The organism is Streptomyces sp. NPDC002671 (genome assembly GCF_053592475.1).
Genome location: NZ_JBSFVU010000070.1, coordinates 1 through 17,665, shown reverse-complemented (window position 1 = coordinate 17,665; position 17,665 = coordinate 1). Strand labels below are relative to the sequence as shown.

Sequence of the window (17,665 nt, the reverse complement as noted above, 5' to 3'; positions counted from 1 at the left end):
GCGACGGTGGGTGGTGCGGGGCAGGCCAACTATGCGGCGGCGAACGCGTATCTGGATGCGTTGGCGGAGTTGCGGCGTGGGGAGGGTCTTCCGGCGACGTCGATCGCGTGGGGCCCCTGGGCCGACGACGGCATGGCACAGGCCGTAGCGGACCGATGGGAACAGCACGGCCTGCCCGCGATGTCCCCCGAGTCGGCCATCTCCGAGTTGGAGAAGGCCGTGAACGACCCGATGATGGCCTCGCTGCTCGTCGCGGACGTCGACTGGGACACCCATGCCCAGGTCAGGGCAAGTATGGGTACGACCCAGCTGCTGACGGAGCTGACGCGACACAGCTCCGGAGCGGCGACCGACGACCGTGCCGCGCCGGCTGAGGGAACGCTGCGACAGCGGCTCAGCGGTCTGGGTGCCGCAGAAGCGGAGCGGACTCTCGTCGAGTTCGTACGCTCCCACGTCGCTGCCGTGCTCGGCCACCGCCGAGTGGACACGGTCGATGTCGACCGGGCCTTCAAGGAGCTGGGCTTCGACTCACTCGCGGCCGTCACCCTGCGCAACCGCCTCAACGCGGCCACAGACCTGAAGCTTTCGAGCACCCTTCTCTTCGACCACCCCACGGTGACGGCGCTGGCACGGGTGCTGCGCAGCGAGCTGCTGGGGCTGCGCGGTGACGAGGCACAGGCGCTGCCCGTCAGGGCGGCTACCGACGACGAGCCGATCGCGATCGTGGCGATGAGCTGCCGATTCCCCGGCGACGTACGCACGCCCGAAGAACTGTGGGACCTACTTGTCGGCGGACGCGACGTACTGACCGAGTTCCCTGCGGGACGCGGCTGGGACCTCGACACTCTATTCGCCCCCGACCCGGACGAGCCCGGCAAGAGCTACGTCCGAGAGGGCGCCTTCCTCCATGATGCCGGCGCCTTCGACCCGAAGTTCTTCGGCATCTCGCCCCGCGAGGCGACGGCGATGGACCCGCAGCAGCGACTTCTCCTGGAAACCTCCTGGGAGGCGTTCGAGCGAGCCGGCATCGACGGCACCCTGTTGCAGGGCACCCCGACCGGCGTCTTCATCGGCAGCAACGGACAGGACTACGGCCGGAGTCTGCGCGAGGCGCCTTCCGAGAACGTAGAGGGTCACCTGGTGACCAGCAGCGCCGCCAGTGTCGTCTCGGGCCGCATCTCCTACACGTTCGGTCTCGAAGGCCCCGCGGTGACGGTGGACACGGCGTGTTCGTCGTCGCTCGTCGCTCTGCACCTGGCAGTGCAGTCGCTGCGCCAGGGCGAGTGCACGCTCGCCCTCGCCGGTGGTGTGACCGTGATGTCCACGCCCGAACTCTTCGTGGAGTTCAGCCGTCAGCGGGGGCTCGCTCCCGACGGCCGTTGCAAGGCGTTCGCGGCGGGCGCGGACGGCACCGGCTGGGGTGAGGGCGTCGGTCTGCTTCTGCTGGAGCGGCTGTCGGACGCGGAGCGCAACGGCCACCAGGTGCTGGCGGTGGTGCGTGGTTCGGCCGTCAACCAGGACGGTGCGAGCAATGGTCTTACGGCGCCGAACGGTCCGTCGCAGCAGCGGGTGATCCGTGCGGCGCTCGCGAACGCGCAGGTGTCGGCTGCCGAGGTCGACGTGGTCGAGGCGCACGGTACGGGTACGAAGCTGGGTGATCCGATCGAGGCGCAGGCGCTGCTGGCGACCTATGGTCAGGACCGCGCTGAGGACCAGCCGCTGTGGCTGGGTTCGATCAAGTCGAACATCGGGCACACGCAGGCGGCGGCCGGTGTCGCCGGAATCATCAAGATGGTGCTGGCGATGCGGCACGGGCTGCTCCCGCAGACCCTGCACGTCGATGAGCCCACGCCGCACGTCGACTGGACGGCGGGAGCCGTCGAACTGCTCACGGACCCGATCGCTTGGCCTGAGACGGGTCATGCACGCCGGGCAGGCGTCTCCTCCTTTGGTGTCAGCGGTACGAACGCGCACGTGATTCTGGAGCAGGCTCCGGTCTCGGTCCCCGGGGAGGAGCCCTCGGAGAGCGTGCCGCCGGTGGCCGTGCCATGGGTGATCTCGGCGAAGACCGAGGCGGCTCTGCGGGGTCAGGCGGAGCGGTTGGCCGCCGTCGTGCGGCGCGATGTCGCGGCGGGTGATGTCGGGTTCTCGCTGGCGGCGGGGCGGTCGGTGTTCGAGCACCGGGCTGTGGTCCTGGATGGTCTGCCTGGGTTGGAGGCTCTGGCCGAGGGCCGTGAGGTTGCGGGTGTGGTGCGGGGGAGTGCGGCCGGTGCGGATGGCCGTGCGGTGTTCGTGTTCCCTGGTCAGGGTTCGCAGTGGTTGGGTATGGCGGCTGAACTGCTCGCCAATTCCCCGGTGTTCGCGGAACGGATCGGCGAGTGCGCGGCTGCCCTCGCGCCGTTCGTGGACTGGTCGCTGACGGACATCCTCCGCGACACCGACGACGAGGCCTGGCTGGAGCAGGTCGACGTGGTCCAGCCCGTGTTGTGGGCGGTGATGGTGTCGCTGGCCGAGGTGTGGCGCTCGTACGGCGTGGAGCCGGCCGCGGTGATTGGTCACTCGCAGGGTGAGATCGCCGCCGCGTGCGTGGCCGGTGCACTCTCCATCCAGGACGCGGCCAAGGTCGTCGCCCTGCGCAGCAAGGCCATCCGTGCGCTGTCGGGGCGGGGCGGCATGGTGTCCGTCTCCCTCGGTATCGAGGACGTACAGGAGCGGCTCGCCGCCTGGAACGGGCGTCTGTCGGTTGCGGCGGTCAACGGTCCTGCCGTGGTGGTCGTTTCCGGTGACGCCGACGCGCTGGACGAACTCCTCGAACGCTGTGAGGCGGACGGCGTACGGGCTCGCCGTATCGCCGTGGACTACGCGTCGCACTGCGCGCATGTGGAGGAGATCGAGGATGTCCTCCTCCGGGACCTTGCGGGGATCTCCCCGCAGGCGGCGGCTGTGCCGTTCTACTCGACTGTGACCGCCGAGGTGCTGGACACGACCGGTCTGGACGCGGGCTACTGGTACCGCAACCTGCGTCAGACGGTCCGCTTCGCCGACACCGTCCGCACCCTTCTCGACGACGGGTTCCGGCTGTTCGTCGAGTCCAGCGCCCACCCGGTGCTGACCATGGGCGTCGAACAGACCGCCGAGACACACATCAACACCCCTGTCACTACAGTCGGTTCGCTGCGCAGGAACGAAGGTGGGCTGCTCCGCTTCCTCACCTCCGCCGCCGAGGCGTTCGTCGGTGGTGCGTCCGTCGACTGGGTCGGCCTGTTCGAGGGTGCCCGGCGCGTCGAGCTGCCCACCTACGCCTTCCAGCGCCAGCACTACTGGATCGAACGGTCCACCAGCCTCCAGGGCGATGTCACGTCGGCAGGCCTGGCGCCCGCCGATCACCCTCTGCTGGGTGCGGCCGTCACACTCCCCGCCTCGGGTGGAGTACTGCTGACGGGCCGGCTGTCGCTGCGCACGCACCCCTGGCTGGCCGACCACGTGGTGCAGGGCACGCCGCTGCTCCCGGCCTCCGTCTTCGTCGAGCTGGCGCTGCGCGCGGGCGATGCCGTCGGCTGCGACCGGGTGGAAGAGCTCACGCTTGAGGCGCCGCTGACGCTGTCGGAGCGGGGCGCCGTACAGGTATGTGTGACCGTCGGGGGGCCGGACGGGAACGGGGCGTGCTCCGTCGAGGTGTACGCCCGTATCGAGGACACCGTCGAGGGACGACCCTGGACCCGGCACGCCTCCGGCGTCCTTGTCTCCGGGACGGGAAGCCCGCTCCAGGACGGTGAGTTGGGCGTGTGGCCGCCGTCCGCGGCGCAACCAGTCGAACTCACCGGGTTCTACGAGCGGTTGGCAGCGACCGGAGTGGTGTACGGGCAGGTGTTCCGCGGGCTGACCGCGGCCTGGCGGCGCGGCGACGAGGTGTTCGCCGAGGTGACGTTGCCGGAGGCGGAGCGCGCGGAGGTGGCTCGGTACGGACTGCACCCGGTCCTGCTCGACACCGCGCTCCAGGCGGGTCTGGGCCCCCTGGACCCGGACGGCGGTGACACGGAGGACAGCACACGGCTGCCGTTCGTGTGGCGTGGTGTGTCGCTGCACGCGACCGGCGCTTCCACACTGCGGGTCCGGCTGGCGCCGACGGGGACCGACGGACTGTCGGTGCTGGTCGCCGACGCGACAGGCACGCCCGTCGCGACCGCGGACGCCCTGGTGACGCGTCCGGTGTCGCGGGAGCAGTTGTCGGCTGTGGCCGGCCTCGCCACCCGTACACCGGCCGACGCTCCGGGCCGGAGCATCGTGCCCCGGCGTGCGCTGGCCCAGGCGGCGACGGAGGCGGGGGAGTCGTCGTTGCGGCGGAGTCTGCTGCGCGCGGGTGAGGCGGAGCGCCGGCGGACGCTGCTGCGGCTGGTGCAGGAACACGCCGCCACCGTTCTCGGGCACGCCACACCGGACGGCGTCGAACCCGAACTCTCCTTCAAGGAGCACGGCTTCGACTCCCTCACCGCGGTCCAGCTGCGGAACCGGCTCAACACCGCCACCGGGCACCGACTGCCGGCCACCCTCATCTTCGATCACCCGACTCCGGTCGCCCTCGTGGAATACCTGTACGCCGAACTCCTCGGCCGTCAGGACGACGCTCCCGCGGCCACGGCACCCACCGCCCATCGCGCGGCCTCGGATCAGGAGCCCATCGCCATCGTCGCGATGAGTTGCCGCCTGCCCGGCGGCGTGCGCTCGCCCGAAGAGCTGTGGGAACTGCTGACCGAGGGCCGGGACGCGATCTCCGGGTTCCCCGAGGACCGCGGCTGGGACACGGACGGGCTGTACGACCCCGACCCCGAGGCCACGGGGAAGACGTACGCGCGATTCGGCGGCTTCGTCGACGACGCGAGCGGCTTCGATCCGGCGTTCTTCGGTATCTCGCCGCGTGAGGCGACGGCGATGGACCCCCAGCAGCGGCTGCTGCTGGAGACCGGCTGGGAGGCGTTCGAGCGCGCGGGCATCGACCCGGCGACTCTGCGCGGCAGCCAGACCGGCGTCTTCATGGGCGCGGGTTCGCACGGTTACGGCACCGGCACCCACGACCCGTCCAGCGGCGTCGAGGGCTACCTGGTCACGGGCAACGCGCTGAGCGTCACGTCCGGTCGACTCGCGTACGCGTTCGGGCTCGAAGGCCCCGCCGTGGCCGTCGACACGGCCTGCTCCTCGTCGCTGGTGGCCCTGCACCTGGCGGTGCAGTCGCTGCGGCAGGGCGAGTGCCAGCTGGCCCTGGCCGGCGGTTCCGCGATCATGTCCACACCGTGGACCTTCGTCGGCTTCAGCCGCCAGCGCGGCCTGGCGCCCGACGGCCGATGCAAGCCCTTCTCCGCGTCCGCCGACGGTTTCGGACCGGCCGAGGGTGTCGGCGTCCTGCTGCTGGAGAGGCTGTCGGACGCGGAGCGCAACGGTCACCAGGTCCTGGCCGTCGTCCGCGGTACGGCCATCAACCAGGACGGCGCCAGCAACGGCCTTACGGCGCCGAACGGCCCGTCGCAGCAGCGGGTGATCCGTGCCGCGCTGGCCAACGCGCAGGTGCCGGCCGCCGAGGTGGACGTGGTCGAGGCCCACGGCACGGGCACGAAGCTCGGCGACCCGATCGAGGCGCAGGCACTGCTGGCGACCTACGGTCAGGACCGGCCGGAGGACCAGCCGCTGCTGCTGGGCTCGATCAAGTCGAACATCGGGCACACGCAGGCGGCGGCCGGTGTCGCCGGTGTGATCAAGATGGTGCTCGGTATGCGCCACGGCGTACTGCCGCGCACCCTGCATCTCGACGAACCCACGCCGCACGTCGACTGGTCCTCGGGAGCAGTACGGCTGTTGACCGAGGACGTGCCCTGGCCCGAGACCGGACGGCCTCGACGCGCGGGTGTCTCCTCCTTCGGCATGAGCGGCACGAACGCCCATGCCGTGCTGGAACAGGCACCGGATGCGGCTCCCGACGAGGAGCCCGCGCAGAGCGTGTCGCCTGCCGTGGTGCCGTGGGTGGTGTCGGGCCGGACCGACAGCGCCCTCCGGGACCAGGCGGAGCGGCTGGCCGCCTTGGTGCGTGACCGGGCGGAGCTGTCGCCCGTGGACGTCGGGTTCTCCCTGGCGGCGGGGCGGTCCGCATTCGAGCACCGGGCCGTGGTCCTCGCAGGGGACCGCGACGGACTCGTGGACGGTCTTGGCGCGTTGGCGGACGGAAGCGTACGGCCCGATGTGGTGGCGGGCGTCGCGGGCTCGCGTGGACAGGCGGTGTTCGTCTTCCCCGGTCAGGGCTCGCAGTGGCTGGGTATGGCGGCTGAACTGCTCGACTCCTCGCCGGTGTTCGCGGAGCGGATCGGTGAGTGCGCGGCGGCGCTGGCGCCGTTCGTGGACTGGTCGCTGACGGACATCCTGCGGGACACCGACAGTGAGGCGTGGCTGGAGCAGGTCGACGTCGTGCAGCCCGTGTTGTGGGCGGTGATGGTCTCGCTGGCCGAGGTCTGGCGCTCCCTGGGCGTGGAGCCGGCCGCGGTGATCGGTCACTCGCAGGGTGAGATCGCGGCTGCCGCTGTGGCCGGTGCGCTGTCGATCCAGGACGCGGCGAAGGTGGTGGCCCTGCGCAGCAAGGCCATCCGTGCGCTGTCCGGGCGGGGCGGCATGGTGTCCGTCTCTCTCGGTGTCGAGGCCGTGCAGGAGCGACTCACTGCCTGGAACGGGCGCCTTGGGGTTGCGGCGGTCAACGGCCCGGCTGTGGTGGTCGTTTCCGGTGACGCGGATGCCCTGGACGAGCTGCTGGCCGCCTGTGAGGCGGACGGTGTGCGAGCTCGTCGTATCGCCGTGGACTACGCGTCGCACTGCGCGCATGTGGAGGAGATCGAGGACGTCCTCCTGCGGGACCTTGCGGGGATCTCCCCGCAGGCGGCGGCTGTGCCGTTCTACTCGACTGTGACCGCCGAGGTGCTGGACACGACCGGTCTGGACGCGGGCTACTGGTACCGCAACCTGCGTCAGACGGTCCGTTTCGCCGACACCGTCCGCGCCCTTCTCGACGATGGTTTCCGGCTGTTCGTCGAGTCCAGCGCGCATCCGGTGCTGACCATGGGCGTCGAGCAGACCGCCGAAGCACACATCAACACCCCTGTCACCGCTGTGGGTTCACTGCGCCGCAACGAGGGTGGACTGCTCCGCTTCCTCACCTCCGCCGCCGAGGCGTTCGTCGGTGGTGCGTCCGTCGACTGGGCCAGCCTCTTCGAGGGGGCCAGGCGCGTCGACCTGCCCACCTACGCCTTCCAGCGCGAGCGCTACTGGCTGGAGTCGGAGTCCGCCGGCACGGGCGATGTCGCGTCCGTCGGTCTGGCGTCCGCCGATCATCCGCTGCTCGGTGCGGCCGTCGCGTTGCCCGCCTCGGACGGGGTGCTGCTGACGGGCCGGCTGTCGCTGCGTACGCACCCCTGGCTGGCCGACCACGCCGTGGCGGGAGTCGCATTGCTGCCGGGGACGGCGTTCGTGGAGCTGGCGCTGCGCGCCGGGGACGCGGTCGGCTGCGACCGGCTGGAGGAACTCACCCTGGAAGCGCCGCTGGTGCTGCCGGAAAGCGGCGCGGTGCAGGTGCAGGTGGTGCTGGACGGTCCGCGGGACGGCGGACGGCGGGAACTCGGTGTGTACTCCCATCGCGACGGCGTGTCCGACGGTGCTGCCGAAGGTGCCTGGATACGGCATGCCTCCGGTGTGCTCGTCTCCGGTGCTGAGGACGGCGCGGCCGTGGACGCGGAGCTGAGCGTGTGGCCGCCCGCGGGCGCCCAGGCGGTCGAACTCGACGGTTTCTACGAGCGGTTGGCCGACACCGGCCTGGCGTACGGGACGGTGTTCCGGGGGCTGGTCGCGGCCTGGCGGCGCGGCGACGAGATGTTCGCCGAGGTCGCGCTGCCGGAGGAGACGCGTGCCGAGGCGGGACGGTACGGGTTGCACCCCGCGTTGCTGGACGCGGCGCTGCACGCCTGGCTGACGGACACGGAACGGAACTCCGGTGGGATTCGACTGCCGTTCGTGTGGCGTGGGATGTCGCTGTACGCGACCGGCGCCTCGACGCTGCGGGTGCGGTTGGCGCCGGTGGGGGCCGACGGGATGTCGGTGCTGGTCGCCGACTCCGTGGGGACTCCGGTCGCTGCCGCGGACGCCCTGGTGACGCGGGAGGTGTCGGGCGAGCAGTTCGCCACGGTGCCCGGCGGGGCGAACGACGCCCTGTACCGGGTGGACTGGACGCCGGTGTCCGACACCGACGCGGGTGCCGAGGTGGCGGATCGCGGGTGTGCCGTCGCCGGACCGGACACCTCTGGACTGGTCGTCGCGCTCAAGGCGGCCGGCCGGGCGCCGGAGGAGCACACGGACCTGGCGGCGCTCGCGGAGGAGCTGCTCTCCGGTTCCGCCGCGCCGGACCTCGTGTTCGCCGGTGTCGTGTCGGACGCCGAGGACGATGTCGTGGCGGCGGTGCGGGACGTGACGCACCGGACGCTGGACCTGGTGCGGACATGGCTGGCGACGGACGGACTCGACCGGGCACGGCTGGTGCTGGTGACCCGGGGCGCCGTGGCCGTGGAGACCGGCGAGGCACCGTCCGACCTGCCGGCCGCCGCCGTCTGGGGGCTGGTGCGGTCGGCGCAGGCCGAGCACCCGGACCGTTTCGTCCTGCTCGACGTGGACGACGCCGACGCATCGCTCTCCGTCCTCCAGCAGGCCGTGCTGACCGGGGAGCCCCAACTGGCCGTACGCGAGGGCCGGGTGCGGGTGCCGCGACTGGCCGCAGGCAGCGCCGACGGGGTGCTGGCGCCCGAGGACGGGGCCCGCTCCTGGCGGCTCACGGCGTCCGAGGACGGGACGCTGGAGGGGCTGCGGCTGCGGCCGGCCCCGGACGCGGACCGTGAACTCGGCGAACACGAGGTGCGGATCGCCGTACGGGCCGCCGGACTGAACTTCCGGGACGTGCTCCTCTCGCTGGGGATGTACCCCGACCCGGCCCTGATGGGCGGCGAGGGAGCGGGTGTGGTGGTGGCCACCGGACCCGGCGTTTCCTCCTTCGCCGTCGGCGACCGGGTGATGGGCATCTGGTCCGGTGGCTTCGGCCCGTTCGTCGTCGCGGACCGGCGGACGCTGGTCCGCGTCCCGGACGGCTGGTCGTTCACCGAGGCCGCGTCCGTCCCCGTGGTGTACGTGACCGCGCTGTACGCGCTGCGGGAGCTGGCCGGAGTGCGGTCCGGCGAGTCGCTGCTGGTGCACTCCGCAGCGGGCGGCGTGGGCATGGCGGCGGTACAGCTCGCGCGGGCCTGGAATGTCGAGGTGTTCGCCACGGCGAGCCCGGCCAAGTGGGAGGTGCTGCGGGACCTGGGCGTGGACGACGCGCATCTGGCGTCCTCGCGCTCCCTGGAGTTCGCGGGCCGGTTCGGTGCCGCGACGGGCACGGGCGGGGTGGACGTCGTCCTCAACTCCCTGGCCGGGGAGTACGTCGACGCGTCCCTCGGACTGCTGCGGGACGGCGGGCGGTTCGTCGAGATGGGCAAGACGGACGTACGGGACGCCGCCACCGTGGCGGCGGACCACCCGGGGGTCGCCTACCGGGCCTTCGACCTCGGCGAGGCCGGGCCCGAACGGATCGGACACATGCTGGCCGAGGTCGTGGACCTCTTCGAACGGGGCCGGCTGCGGCTGCTGCCCACCCGTGTGTGGGACGTACGCCGGGCCCCGGAAGCCTTCCGCTTCATGAGCCAGGCACGCCACATCGGCAAGCTGGTGCTCAGCGTCCCCGCCGCCGCACCGGACCCCGACGGCACCGTGCTGGTCACGGGCGCCGCGGGCACCCTCGGCCGGCTCGTCGCCCGGCACCTGGTCGAGCGGCACGGCGTGCGCAGCCTGCTGCTGGTCAGCCGGCGCGGCCCCGCCGCCGAGGGCATGCCGGAGCTGCGGGAGGAACTGACCGCCCTGGGCACCTCGGTGAAGGTCGCCGCCTGTGACGTCGCCGACCGCGACGCGCTGTCGGCACTGCTCTCCGGCCTGCCGGACGGGCACGGTCTGACGGGCGTGGTGCACGCCGCGGGCATCCTGGACGACGCGACGGTGGCGTCCCTGACCCCGGAGCGCCTCGACTCCGTCCTGCGCGCCAAGGCGAACGCGGCCTGGCACCTGCACGAGCTGACGCGCCGCTTCGACCTCACGCTGTTCGCCCTGTTCTCGTCGACCGCGGGCGTCTTCGGCTCCGCCGGCCAGGCGAACTACGCCGCGGCCAACACGTTCCTGGACGCCCTCGCGCAGCACCGCACCGCACAGGGCCTGCCGGCGGTGTCCCTGGCCTGGGGCCTGTGGGCCGAACGCACCGGCATGACCGGCCACCTGAACCAGGCGGACCTGTCCCGCATGACCCGCGGCGGCCTGGTGCCCTTCTCCTCGCAGGAGGGCCTGGAACTCCTCGACGCGTCGGGCGGCCTGGCCGAAGCCCTGGTGGTCCCGGCCCGGCTGGACACCGCCGCGCTCACCGCCGAGGCCGCGCAGGGCGCCACCCCGCTGCCCGCCCTGCTCCACAGTCTCGTACGCCGCCCCGCGCCGACCCGGCGCGCACGCGTCCAGGAACCGCAGCGTACCGAGGAACCGTCCCTGCCCCGGCGGCTGGCAGGGCTCGCCCCGGCCGAGCGGCGGCGCACGCTGCTGCGGCTGGTGCAGGAGCACGGCGCCACCGTGCTCGGCCACGGCTCCACGGTGTCCGTGGTGGCCGACCGGGGCTTCCTCGAACTCGGCTTCGACTCGCTCACGGCCGTCGAACTGCGCAACCGGCTCAACGCGGCCACCGGCCTGCGGCTCCCGGCCACGCTGATCTTCGACTACCCGACGCCCGAGGCACTGGCCGGACACCTCGACGAGGAGATCGCGCCCGCGCAGGCGGCCGAGGTGCCGGACGCCGCTCTCGCCGCCGAACTCGACCGGCTGGAGGCCGCGCTGCGCGGCGCCGTCGGCAGCGACACGGGTGCCCGCGAGATGGTCGCCGGCCGGCTCAGGGAACTCCTGTCCACCGTCTCCGAGTGGGGCGCCGGCGGCACGGACGCCGAACCGGCCCCCGTCGCCCCGGCAGCCGAGTCTCCCGCGCCCATGGACACGGTCGACGTCGTCGACCACCTGGAATCCGCGGACGCCGACGAACTCTTCGCCTTCATCGACCAGGAGTTCGGTTCGGCGGGGGAGGCCTGATCCGCATGAGCAACCGCGTGAACACAGCCGCCGCCCCCGCCGCCCACCGTCCAGCCAACTTGGACTCCCCTCCGGAGTCCCCGAGTTTTCCCCTGCCGTTCCCGCTGAACAACCAGCTTCCCAAGCTCGTGAGGTCCTGATGTCGGAACAAGAAAAGCTCCTCGGTTACCTCCGGCGGGTCACGGCCGATCTGCATCAGACCCGCACCCGCCTCCAAGAGGTGGAGTCAGCGGCCCACGAGCCGATCGCGATCGTCGGCATGGGCTGCCGCTTCCCCGGCGGCGTGCGCACCCCCGAGGACCTGTGGCGCCTGGTCCAGGGCGAGGAGGACGCCATCACGCCGTTCCCCGCCGACCGCGGCTGGGACACCGATGCCGTCTACGACCCGGACCCCGACCGGCCCGGCACCACCTACGCCCGGGAAGGCGGCTTCCTCCCCGAGTCCGGCGACTTCGACGCCGACTTCTTCGGGATCTCGCCCCGCGAGGCGACCGCGATGGACCCCCAGCAGCGGCTGCTGCTGGAGACCGCCTGGGAAGCCATCGAACGCGCGGGTATCGACCCGGCCTCGCTCAAGGGCAGTCAGGCCGGCGTCTTCGCCGGCGCCGTCGCACCCGACTACGGCCCCCGCGTCCACGAGGCCGCCGACGGCGTCGAAGGCCACCTCGTGACCGGCAGCGCCATCAGCGTGGTGTCCGGCCGCATCGCCTACACACTCGGCCTGGAGGGGCCCGCGGTCACCATCGACACCGCCTGCTCCTCCTCCCTCGTCGCCCTGCACCTCGCCGTGCAGGCCCTGCGCCGCGGCGAGTGCACCCTCGCACTCGCCGGCGGCGCCACGATCATGGCCACCCCGGGCACCTTCATCGGCTTCAGCCGCCAGCGCGGACTCGCCCCCGACGGCCGCTGCAAGCCCTTCGCCGCCGCCGCGGACGGCTTCGGCCCCTCCGAGGGCGCCGGCATGCTCCTCCTGGAACGCCTCTCCGACGCCCGCCGCAACGGACACCCCGTCCTGGCCGTCGTCCGCGGTACGGCCATCAACCAGGACGGCGCCAGCAGCGGACTGTCCGCCCCCAACGGCCCCTCCCAGCAGCGCGTGATCCGCGCCGCCCTCACGGACGCCGGACTCACCGCCGACCAGGTCGCCGCCGTCGAGGCACACGGCACCGGCACCAAGCTCGGCGACCCCATCGAGGCCCAGGCACTCCTTGCGACGTACGGCCGCGAACGCCCCGCCGACAAGCCGCTGCTGCTCGGCTCCGTCAAGTCCAACATCGGCCACACCCAGGCCGCGGCCGGCGTGGCCGGTGTCATGAAGATGGTGCTGGCGATGCGCCACGGCACGCTGCCGCGCACCCTGCACGTCGACGCACCGTCCCCGCACGTGGACTGGTCGTCCGGGGCCGTCCGGCTGCTCACCGAAGCCACACCGTGGCCGCAGGACGAGGAGCCCCGCCGATTCGGCGTCTCCTCCTTCGGTATCAGCGGGACCAACGCCCACGCCGTCATCGAAGAGGCCCCCGCCCCGCAGCCCGCCACCGACGAGGAAACCCCGGCCACCCCCGCACCCACGGCCCTGCCCACCGTCCCATGGGTCCTGTCGGCCAAGTCCGCGGCGGCACTGCGCGCCCAGGCCGCACGGCTCCTCGAGCACGTCGAAGCCCACCCCGAGGCGACCGGCGCCGACACCGGCCTCTCCCTCGCCACCACACGGACGGCCTTCGACCACCGCGCCGTCATTCTGGCCCCCGACCGCACCACGGCGACAAGCGAACTCCGGTCGTACCTCGCCGGCCGCGCCACGGCCGGTCTCGTCGAGGGTGTCGCCCGGCCTGGCACCGGAGTCGCCTTCGTCTTCCCGGGCCAGGGTTCGCAGTGGCTGGGCATGGCCGCCGAACTGCTCGACTCCTCCCCGGTGTTCGCCCGCCGCATGGAGGAGTGCGCGGCGGCGTTGGCGCCGTTCGTGGACTGGTCGCTGACGGACATCCTGCGGGACACCGACGACGAGGCGTGGCTGGAGCAGGTCGATGTCGTGCAGCCCGTGTTGTGGGCGGTCATGGTCTCGCTGGCCGAGGTCTGGCGCTCCCTGGGCGTGGAGCCGGCCGCGGTGATCGGTCACTCGCAGGGTGAGATCGCGGCTGCCGCTGTGGCCGGTGCGCTGTCGATCCAGGACGCGGCGAAGGTGGTGGCTCTGCGCAGCAAGGCCATTCGTGCGCTGTCCGGGCGGGGCGGCATGGTGTCCGTCTCTCTCGGTGTCGAGGCCGTGCAGGAGCGGCTCACTGCCTGGAACGGGCGCCTTGGGGTTGCGGCGGTCAACGGCCCGGCTGTGGTGGTCGTTTCGGGTGACGCGGACGCGCTGGACGAGCTGTTGGCCGCCTGTGAGGCGGACGGTGTTCGGGCTCGTCGTATCGCTGTGGACTACGCGTCGCACTGCGCGCATGTGGAGGAGATCGAGGACGTCCTCCTGCGGGAGTTGGCGGACATCACGCCGCGGACGGGTTCGGTGCCGTTCTACTCGACGGTGACCGCCGAGGTCGTGGACACGACCGGTCTGGACGCGGGCTACTGGTACCGCAACCTGCGCCAGACGGTCCGCTTCGCCGACACCGTCCGTGCCCTTCTCGACGACGGCTTCCGTCTGTTCATCGAGTCCAGCGCGCACCCGGTGCTGACCATGGGCGTCGAACAGACCGCCGAAGCACACATCAACACCCCCGTCACGGCCGTGGGTTCGCTGCGCCGCGGTGAGGGTGGAACGGAACGGTTCGTCACCTCGCTGGCGGAGGCGTTCGCCGGCGGCACCACCGTCGACTGGGCCGCCCTGTTCGAGGCCACCGGTGCCCAACGGGTCGAGCTGCCCACCTACGCCTTCCAGCACCGGCGCTACTGGCTGGAGGCCACCAGGAGGGAACACTTCCCGCACGGCCTGGCCGACGGCGACCGCACGGACGCGATCTTCTGGGACGCGGTCGAGCGCGAGGACGGCGAAACCCTGGCGGCCACGCTGCGCTTCGACTCCGCCGAACAGCAGGAGTCGCTCGACGCCGTCCTGCCCGCCCTCGCCCAGTGGCGCCGGCAGCGGCGCTCCGAGTCGACCGTGGACGCGTGGCGATACCGTGCTGTGTGGCGGCGTACGACCGGCACGGCGACCCCCACCCTCTCCGGGACGTGGCTCCTCGTCACCCCGGCCGCGTCCGACGCCGACCCGCTGCCGGCCGACGCACGGCAGGCGCTCGAGGCACACGGCGCCGACGTCGTGACCCTCGTCCTGGACACCGACGACACGGACCGCACCGCACTGGCCCAGCGGCTGCGCCAGGCCACCGCGGACCACACCCTCTCCGGAGTCCTGTCGCTGCTGGCGCTCGACGAGACCCCGTACCCCGAGCACCCCGTCACGACCACCGGCCTGGTGCTCACCCTGAGCCTGCTCCAGGCCCTCGGCGACCTCGACACCGGGGCGCCGCTGTGGTGCGCCACACGCGGCGCGGTGTCCACCGGCAGCGCCGACCCGCTGGCCAGCCCGGCACAGGCCACCGTGTGGGGCATGGGCCGGGTCGCCGCGGTCGAGTACCCGGACAGCTGGGGCGGCCTGGTCGACCTGCCGGACACCCTGGACGGACGGGCCCGCACCCGGCTTGCCGCCATCCTGGCCGACGCGACCGCCGAGGACCAGGTGGCCGTCCGCGCCGGCGGTGTCATGCTGCGCAGGCTGGAGCCCGCGCCGCTCGGCGACAGCCGCCCCGTCCGCACCTGGAAGCCCCGGGGCACCGTCCTCGTCACCGGCGGCACCGGCGCCCTCGGCACCCATCTGGCCCGCTGGCTGGCCCGCAACGGAGCCGAACACCTGATCCTCACCAGCCGCCGCGGGCCCGCCGCGCCCGGCGCGGACGAACTGGTCGCCGAACTCGCCGCCCTCGGCACCCAGGTGACCGTCACAGCCTGCGACATCGCGGACCGTGACGCCGTGGCCGCCGTTCTCGCCTCCGTACCCGAGGACCGCCCCCTCAGCGCCGTCATCCACGCCGCCGCCTACATCGACCTGGCCGGGCTCCGCGACACGACCGCGGCGGAGTTCGCCGACGTCATGAACGCCAAGGCAGCCGGCGCCGCGCACCTCGACGACCTGCTCAGCACCACCCCGCTCGACGCGTTCGTCCTGTTCTCGTCCGTCTCCTCCGTCTGGGGCGTCGGCGACCACGGCGCGTATGCGGCGGCGAACGCCTACCTCGACGCCCTCGCCGAACGCCGCCGCGCGAACGGCCTGACCGCCACCTCGGTGGCCTGGGGCGTGTGGGACGCGGTCGGCGACAACGCGCCCGAAGCCCTGGACCTGGACCAACTGCGCCGCCGTGGACTGCGGTTCATGGACATCGACCTCGGCATCGCCGCACTCCAGCAGACACTCGACCACGACCAGACCCACCTGGCCATCGCCGACATCGACTGGGAGAGCTTCATCCCGGTCTTCACCTCCGCGCGCCCCAGCCCGCTGCTGGACGAGCTGCCCGAGACGCGACGCCTCCAGCAGGAGAGCGCCACCGCCCCCACCGCCGCCTCCGGCACGGGCACCGACGCGGCCTCGCCGCTCCAGCGGCGGCTGGCCGCCCTGACCCCCGGCGAGCGCGGCCACGCCGTCCTCGACCTCGTCCACGAGCAGGTCGCGGCCGTCCTCGGCCACGCCGACACGGACACGCTCGACTCCGAACGCGCCTTCAAGGACCTCGGATTCGACTCCCTCACCGCGGTGGAACTGCGGAACCGGCTGAACATCGCCACCGGCCTGCGGCTGCCCGCCACCCTCATCTTCGACTACCCGACCAGCGTCGTCCTGAGCGAGTACATCCAGGAACAGCTCCTCGGAGCGACGGCCACGGACGACACCGCCACGGGCCCGGCCGGCACCACCCCGCCCACGGCGAGCGACGACGACCCCATCGCCATCGTCGCGATGAGCTGCCGCTACCCGGGCGGAGTCACGTCCCCCGAGGAACTGTGGCAGCTGATCACGTCCGACGGGGACGCCATCGGCGGACTGCCCACCGACCGCGGCTGGGACATCGAGGGCATCTACGACCCCGACCCCGACGTCCCCGGCAAGACCTACGTGCGCGAGGGCGGCTTCCTCTACGACGCCGCCGCGTTCGACCCAGCCTTCTTCGGGATCTCCCCGCGTGAGGCGGCGGCGATGGACCCGCAGCAGCGGCTGCTGCTGGAGACCTCCTGGGAGGCCTTCGAACGCGTCGGCGTGCCCGCGCTGTCGCTGCGCGGCAGCCGGACCGGTGTCTTCATCGGCTCCAACTACCAGGAGTACGGCCCGCGCGTGCACGAGGCACCCGAGGGCTCCGAAGGCCACCTGATGACCGGCAACGCGGCCAGCGTCGTGTCCGGACGCGTCGCCTACTCGTTCGGGTTCGAGGGTCCGGCGGTGACGGTGGACACGGCGTGTTCGTCGTCGCTGGTGGCGCTGCATCTGGCGGTGCAGTCGCTGCGCCAGGGCGAGTGCTCGCTGGCCCTCGCCGGCGGTGTCGCCGTCATGCCCAACCCCAGCGCGCTCATCGGCTTCAGCCGCCAGCGGGGCCTGGCCCTCGACGGCCGCTGCAAGGCGTTCGCGGCAGCCGCGGACGGCATGGGCCTCGCCGAGGGCATCGGCGTCCTGCTCCTGGAACGGCTCTCCGACGCGCGGCGCAACGGCCACCAGGTGCTGGCGGTGGTCCGCGGCTCGGCCATCAACCAGGACGGCGCGAGCAACGGGCTGACGGCACCGAACGGCCCCTCGCAGCAGCGGGTCATCCGCGCCGCGCTGGCCAGTGCGGGGCTCTCCGCCACCCAGGTCGACGCGGTAGAAGCACACGGTACGGGTACGAAGCTGGGTGACCCGATCGAGGCGCAGGCGCTGCTCGCGACCTACGGGCAGAACCGGCCTCAGGACCGGCCCCTGCTGCTCGGCTCCGTGAAGTCGAACATCGGCCACACCCAGGCTGCCGCCGGCGTCGCCGGCATCATGAAGATGGTGCTGGCCATGAGCCACGGCACCCTGCCCCGCACCCTGCACGTGGACGAGCCGTCGCCGCACGTCGACTGGTCCGCGGGCGACGTCGAACTGCTCACCGAGCCCACACCGTGGCCGCAGGGCGAGGAACCCCGCCGGGCCGGCGTTTCGTCGTTCGGTATCAGCGGCACGAACGCGCACGTGATCCTGGAGCAGGCCCCGGTCGCGACCGAGGAGGAGCCTTCGAGCGGCGTGCCGTCCGCGGTGCTGCCCTGGATCGTCTCGGCCCGCTCCGACGATGCCCTGCGGGCCCAGGCGGAGCGGCTGGTGTCGTTCGTCGGGGAGCGTCCGGGAGTGGCGCCGGTGGATGTGGCGTCGTCGTTGGTGTCGGGTCGGTCGGTGTTCGAGCATCGGGCTGTGGTGTTGGCCGGGGGGCTTGAGGGCTTCGGG

General features: G+C 72.5%; 2 protein-coding genes. Both read left to right on the top strand.

Annotated elements, in window-relative coordinates; translation table 11 throughout:
• On the top strand, positions 1-11,223 hold an 11,223-nt coding region (locus tag ACWD35_RS42045; RefSeq protein ID WP_451356633.1), incomplete at its 5' end, for an SDR family NAD(P)-dependent oxidoreductase.
• A 139-nt stretch (positions 11,224-11,362) separates the two neighbouring features.
• A partial coding sequence (locus ACWD35_RS42040; RefSeq protein ID WP_451356632.1) for a type I polyketide synthase occupies positions 11,363-17,665 on the top strand: 6,303 nt, incomplete at its 3' end.